Annotated in this window: 3 protein-coding genes; 2 read left to right on the plus strand and 1 reads right to left on the minus strand. The window is 75.0% G+C overall.

Annotation, left to right across the window (positions count from 1 at the left end; genetic code table 11):
• On the plus strand, positions 1 to 661 hold a 661-nt coding region (locus tag AB0C29_RS27630; protein WP_360825847.1), incomplete at its 5' end, for a MarP family serine protease.
• Between the two features lie 51 nt (positions 662 to 712).
• On the plus strand, positions 713 to 1,201 hold the full coding sequence (locus AB0C29_RS27635) for a GNAT family N-acetyltransferase (protein WP_360825850.1): 489 nt from the start codon (positions 713 to 715) through the stop codon (positions 1,199 to 1,201).
• Between the two features lie 5 nt (positions 1,202 to 1,206).
• On the opposite strand, the gene AB0C29_RS27640 is transcribed toward AB0C29_RS27635, so the two are convergent.
• On the minus strand, positions 1,207 to 1,575 hold a 369-nt coding region (locus AB0C29_RS27640), incomplete at its 5' end, for a glycosyl hydrolase family 65 protein (RefSeq protein WP_360825853.1).

Consider the following 1,575-nt stretch of genomic DNA (forward strand, 5'->3'; position numbering starts at 1 on the left):
CCTGGCCGGCACCTCCGCCCGGCAGGTGCCGCCGCCGGATCCGCAGCTGGCCAAGGCCCGGGTCGTCGGCGACGCCCGCCGGTCGGTGCTCAAGGTCGTGGGTACGGCCTGCGAGCAGCGCATCGAGGGCACCGGATTCGTGTACGCGGCCGAGCGCGTCATGACCAACGCGCACGTGGTGGCCGGCACCAGCACCGTGCAGGTGGAGACGACGGACGGCCCCCGCGACGGCACGGTGGTGGTGTTCGACCCGGAACGCGACCTGGCGGTGCTCCACGTGCCGGGCCTGCGCGCGCCGGTGCTGCCGTTCGGGCGGGAGCCGGCGCGGACCGGGGCGGACGCGATCGTGCTGGGTTATCCGCTGAATGGGCCGTACAACGCGCAGGCCGCCCGGGTACGCGAGTCCGGCGACATCACCGGCCCGGCGATCGACGACTCGGCCGACGTGACCCGGCAGATCTACACGATCCGGGCCCTGGTGCGCCGCGGCAACTCCGGCGGCCCGCTGCTGGCCCCGAACGGTGACGTGCTCGGCGTGATCTTCGCGGTGGCCCGGGAGGACCGCAATGTCGGCTTCGCGCTGACCGCGGCGGAAGCGGCCGGCCCGGCGAAGCTCGGCGCGGAGCGCACCCGCGGCGTCGGGACCGGCGCCTGCGGCTGAGCAGCGGGTCAAGCAGTCGGCCGGCTGCCTGCGCGGTGGCATCATCGGTCGATGACCAGCGTGCACATCCGGGTGGCGGGCCCGGGGGAACATCTCGACGACGCGGCCCTGATCTGGGCCGAGGCCACGGCGGCGCGTGACGGCGACGCCGAGATCGCGGCGTTGAGCGTGGCCCGCCCGATCATCCAGCGGGTCATCGAGAGCTCGCCCCGGTCACTGTTGCTGGTCGCGGTCGACCCGGCCGGTCAGGTCGCCGGTTTCGCCGCGGTCGCACCGATGGCCGCGCACGGGTCGACGGCCGACATCCGCTACCTGGCCGTGCGGCCTCGACACTGGGGTGACGGCGTTGCCCGGCAGCTGATGCAGGCGCTGCCCGGCCTGCTCGCCGCGGCCGGCTTCACCCGCGGCGAGCTGGACGTCTACCTCGACAACCCGCGGGCGACCAAGCTCTACGAGGCCCACGGCTGGCGCCCGTACGGCGACGCCGCACCCCACCCGCGCAGCGGCCGTCTCGAACAGCGCTACCGGCTCGACCTCTGAGCCGGTCACTGCCCGTCGCCGGGTCGGCGGCCCGGTGGTTGTTCCGGGGTGGGCAGCGCCGCCACCCGTTTGAGCAGGGCCACGGTCCGCGGCCGGTCGTTCGTCACCTCCAGGCCGGCCCCGGCGTGCACGAGCGTCAGCGGGCGCGGATCGTCGTCGTGCAGCGCGTAGGTGGCCTGCGTCGAGGTCACGGTGACCCGCAGACTGCGGCCCTGCCAGCGGACCGCGAAGCTGAGCCGGTCGATGCCCGCCGGCAGCGCCGGGTCGAACGAGAGCACGCCGCCGTGGTCGCGCAGGCCGCCGAAGCCGCTGACGATCGCGGTCCACGCGCTGGCCAGCGCGGCCATGTGCAGGCCGTCGCGGCGGGTGTGGTG

The sequence above is a fragment of the Actinoplanes sp. NPDC048791 genome (assembly GCF_040650095.1).
Taxonomy (GTDB): Bacteria; Actinomycetota; Actinomycetes; order Mycobacteriales; family Micromonosporaceae; genus Actinoplanes.

What these genes read in the sequence shown, in the direction of transcription:
- AB0C29_RS27635 (WP_360825850.1), top strand. Translation starts at nt 713, where the DNA reads ATGACCAGCGTGCACATCCGGGTGGCGGGCCCGGGGGAACATCTCGAC.